Source organism: Micromonospora inaquosa (assembly GCF_003857055.1).
Taxonomy (GTDB): Bacteria; Actinomycetota; Actinomycetes; order Mycobacteriales; family Micromonosporaceae; genus Micromonospora; species Micromonospora inaquosa.
On record NZ_QGSZ01000291.1, the window covers coordinates 1 to 4,529 of the forward strand.

Genomic DNA, 4,529 nt, shown 5'->3' on the forward strand with positions numbered 1-4,529 from the left:
CGCCGACGATCCGCTGCTCGGGAACGGCGGGCGGCGGCGACGGCCGGGGTGGGCGGGACACCCCCGACACCGGGACGCGGGGGCAACGCACCGTCGGCGCGGCGGATGCTCCCGCCGCACCGACCGGCACCGGCGCGAGCAGAACGGCGGACGTCGTGGCCGCCAGCAGCGCAGCTCTCATGTGCCCGACCCTAGTCACGAAGATCGCCCGGCGGGACGGGATGCCGGTCAACTCGCGTCGCCGCGACCGCACAGGTAGTCGTGCAGGGCGGCACTGCCCCGCAGCCGGCGCAGGCTGCGGGTGTGCAACTCCTGCTCGCGGCGGGCCAGTTCGGCGCGGACCCGCTGCGCGCTGCCGGTGGTCCGCAGCTCACCCAGCACCGCGGCGATGATCTCGAAGGGGTACGCGCCCCGGCGCAGCAACGCGATCACCTGCGCGGCGCGTAGCTCCGCCTCGTCGTACACCCGGTAGTTGGTGCCCGGGGTGCGGCCCGGCCGCAGCAGCGCGCGCTCCTCCCAGAGCCGCAGCTGCGAGGTCCGGACCCCGACCAGGGCGGCGACCTCGCCGATGCGGGCGCCGTGGCGTGGCGCGGGCCGGGTCGCCGGAGGGCTGGCCAGCACCATCTCGAAGGCGCCGAGTACCCGGCGAATCTCGGCGCGTTCCCGGTCCAGCTCGGCATGGCCGCCGTCGAGCGCCGCCAGGGCCGCCGGCAGGTCGCCCCGGTGCACCGCGGCCATGATCTCCCGGGTACGGGACCAGCCGTGCCCCTCGGCCAACCGTCGCGCCACGGTCAGGGCCCGGGCGTGTTCGTCGGTGAAGATCCGGTAGCCGCTCGCGGTGCGGCGCACCGACGGCAGCACCCCCAACTCGACGTAGTTGCGCACCTGCTGCACCGAGATCCCGACGGTGGCCGCCAGGTCCACCGCGCGCAGCCGATCCTTCGTAGCGACGTCCACGCGAGCCACCGTACCGCTTACCACGTGATTTGAGACTTTACGGGGCGTCCCGCCGGCACCAACGCACGAATCTCGGCAAAAGTCTCTACATGGACATGAATGAGACAATAGAACCTGCCAGTACTCGGCGGGAGAAGGTCCCGCCACGATTCCGTGAAGGGTTCGTATGTCGCAGCCAGCATGGTCCGCCGCCGACAGCCACGACATGATCGAAGTACGCGGGGCGCGGGAGAACAACCTCGACAACATCTCGGTCGACATCCCCAAACGCCGGTTGACCGTCTTCACCGGCGTCTCCGGGTCGGGCAAGTCGTCGCTGGTCTTCGGCACCATCGCCGCCGAGTCCCAGCGCATGATCAACGAGACGTACAGCGCGTTTCTCCAGTCGTTCATGCCGAACCACAACCGGCCCGACGTCGACTCGCTGCGCAACCTCAGCGCCGCCATCGTCGTCGACCAGGAACGGATGGGGGTCAACTCCCGCTCCACCGTCGGCACCGCCACCGACGCGTACGCCATGCTGCGGATCCTCTTCAGCCGGCTCGGCCAGCCAGCCATCGGCGGCGCCGGAGCGTTCAGCTTCAACCTGCCCGAGGGCATGTGCCCCACCTGCGAAGGGTTGGGTCGGGTCTCCGACCTCGACGTCAACGAGTTGGTGGACGTCGAGCGCTCCCTCAACGACGGCGCGATCACCGTGCCCAACTTCGCTGTCGACTCCTGGTACTGGCAGACCATCGTCGGCTCCGGCCTGTTCGACCCCGACGTCAAACTCCAGGACTTCACCCCGCAACAGTGGGAGGACTTCCTGCACAAGCCCGCAACCAAGATCAAGGTGGGCGGCAACAACTGGACGTACGAGGGCCTCGCGGTCAAGGTCAAACGGCTCCTCCTCGCCAAGGACCGCGAGTCGATGCAACCGCACATCCGCGCCTTCGTCGACCGGGCGGTCACCTTCACCAGCTGCGGCGACTGCGGCGGCACCCGACTCAACGCGGCGGCCCTGTCGTCACGGATCGCCGGGCACACCATCGCCGCCTGCTCCGCCATGCAGATCAGCGACCTGGCCGCGTTCGTCCGCACCATCGACGACCCGGGGGCCGCGCCGCTGATCGCCAACCTTCGCGACCTGCTGGACTCCCTGGTCGAGATCGGTCTGGGCTACCTCAGCCTGGACCGGGAGTCAGCGACCCTGTCCGGCGGGGAGGCGCAACGGGTGAAAATGGTCCGGCACCTCGGCTCCAGCCTCTCCGACGTCACGTACGTCTTCGACGAACCCACAGTCGGCCTGCACCCGCACGACATCGCCCGAATGAACGACCTCCTGCTACGGCTGCGCGACAAGGGCAACACCGTGCTGGTGGTGGAGCACAAACCGGAAACCATCACCATCGCCGATCACGTCGTCGACCTCGGGCCGGGCGCCGGCACCGACGGGGGCCGGATCTGCTTCACCGGCAACGTCCCCGGCCTGCGCCGCTCCGACACGCTCACCGGGCGGCACCTGGACCACCGGGTGACAGTGCGCGAGGCGGTGCGCAAGCCGACCGGACAACTCGCCATCCGCCAAGCCGACCTGCACAACCTGCGCGACGTGGACGTGGACATCCCACTCGGGGTACTCACCGTGGTCACCGGCGTGGCCGGCTCCGGCAAGAGCTCACTGATCCACGGCTCGCTGCGCGGCCGGTCCCAGGTCGTCATCGTCGACCAGTCCCCGATCCGTGGCTCACGACGCAGCAACCCGGCCACCTACAGCGGGCTGCTCGACCCGATCCGTACCGCCTTCGCCAAGGCCAACGGGGTCAAGGCCGCGCTGTTCAGCGCCAACTCCGAGGGCGCCTGCCCAGCCTGCAAGGGGATCGGACTCATCTACACCGACCTGGCGATGATGGCCGGCGTCGCGAGCGTCTGCGAACGGTGCGAGGGGCGACGCTTCACCGACAAGGTGCTCACCTACACGCTGCGCGGCAAGAACATCAGCGAGGTGCTGGCCATGTCCGTCACCGAGGCGTACGCGTTCTTCCCGCACCTCATCCTCGGTCGGCTGGTCGACGTCGGGCTGGGCTACCTCAGCCTCGGCCAGCCACTGACCACCCTGTCCGGCGGCGAACGGCAACGACTCAAGCTCGCCATCCACCTCGCCGAGAAGACCACCACGTACGTCCTGGACGAGCCGACCACCGGTCTGCACCTGGCGGACGTGGACCAACTGCTGGCCCTGCTCGACCGAATGGTCGACGCCGGAAACACGGTGATCGTCATCGAACACCACCAGGCGGTCATGGCACACGCCGACTGGCTCATCGATCTCGGCCCCGGCGCCGGCCACGACGGCGGCCGCATCGTCTTCACCGGCACACCAGCCGACCTGGTCGCCACCGGCGACACCCTCACCGCCAAGCACCTCCGCGAATACGTCAACGCCCCGGCGGCGGTCGGCCGCTGCTGACACCGCCGCCCCGACATCGACCCGGAACACGGCATGCGACGCCGGCCCAGGTGGCCGGCACGGAGGGCCGGCACGGGTGGCCGGCACGGAGGGCCGGCACGGGTGGCCGGCACGGGTGGCCGGCACGGGTGGCCGGCACGGGTGGCCGGCACGGGTGGCCGGCACGGGTGGCCGGCACGGGTGGCCGGCACGGGTGGCGGTGTCGGGGCGGGCGCCAGCGGCTGCTCGGCGGCGGTGATCCGACGCGGTGGTCAGCTGACGCGGCGCAGCCAGCGCCGCTGCCAGGGGGTCTCGACCGCCTTCGGGTGATAGCCGGCCCGAACCCACGGCACGGCCCGCTCGACCGGCAGGCCGTCGAGGATCGCCAGCGCGGCGAGGGCCGTGCCGGTGCGGCCCATTCCACCCCGGCAGGCCACCTCGACGCGTTCACCGTCGTGCGCCCGCCGCAGCGCCTCCCCCAGCGCGTCGAGGGCTTCGGCGCGGTCGAGCGGTACCCAAAAATCGGGCCACCGGATCCGCCGATGCGGCCAGGCCGGCTCCGGACCAGGGGCCAGCAGCACGGCGAAGTCGGCGGGCGAGGCCGCGGCAGCGATGCGGCGTCCACGTACCCTCGCCCCACTGGGGAGTACGAGCACGCCCGACTGCTCGGACCACGGCGATGCGTCAGTCACCAGGACATTGTGCCGCCGCGCTCTGATCAACGGGCACAGACAGTGCCGCCCCCGGCCGGTGAGCCGGGGGCGGCACTGGTGTCGGTGTGCAGGTCGCCTCTCGGCGAGTGGCACGACGCGGCTCCAGCCGAACGGTATTCCGCGAGGGCAATATTAGGTGAGGCCCGGGGACACTGAGTCACACCGACACACTGTCCACAACCAGCCGAACCCCCACCTTGTTCCCCGCTCTCTGCCGCACCCACCCACCCACGCACGGCGCTTCGGCCATGTCCCGCGAGATCTTGGACAGTTTCCGTTCTGGCAGAACGGAAACTGTCCAAGATCTCGCCGGCAACCACCGACCGAACCACGCCACCCACTTCCGACAGGCACCGACGGCACCGCATCCTCAGCCTCCCTGAGGTCTGGCGGGTCGGATGCAACGGAAAGGCCGCTGGCCGGCACCCCGG

Annotated in this window: 3 protein-coding genes and 1 pseudogene; 1 reads left to right on the plus strand and 3 read right to left on the minus strand. The window is 70.5% G+C overall.

Features of this window, described 5'->3' with window-relative positions; genetic code table 11:
- Together DLJ59_RS26840 and DLJ59_RS26845 are read right to left on the minus strand one after the other, a co-directional pair.
- Positions 1 to 181: pseudogene (locus DLJ59_RS26840) on the minus strand (D-alanyl-D-alanine carboxypeptidase); the annotation flags it as partial.
- Between the two features lie 47 nt (positions 182 to 228).
- Positions 229 to 957, minus strand: coding sequence for a MerR family transcriptional regulator (locus DLJ59_RS26845; RefSeq protein ID WP_208648847.1), 729 nt, complete (start codon positions 955 to 957; stop codon positions 229 to 231).
- Positions 958 to 1,123: 166 nt separating this feature from the next.
- On the opposite strand from DLJ59_RS26845, the gene DLJ59_RS26850 reads away from it, so the two are divergent.
- Positions 1,124 to 3,406, plus strand: coding sequence for an ATP-binding cassette domain-containing protein (locus DLJ59_RS26850; protein WP_124775724.1), 2,283 nt, complete (start codon positions 1,124 to 1,126; stop codon positions 3,404 to 3,406).
- A gap of 251 nt (positions 3,407 to 3,657) precedes the next feature.
- Here DLJ59_RS26850 and DLJ59_RS26855 read toward each other — a convergent pair whose 3' ends face one another.
- A complete protein-coding gene (locus DLJ59_RS26855; protein WP_124775726.1) occupies positions 3,658 to 4,077 on the minus strand; it encodes a protein-tyrosine phosphatase family protein in 420 nt (139 codons plus the stop codon).
- Positions 4,078 to 4,529 lie beyond the last annotated feature (452 nt).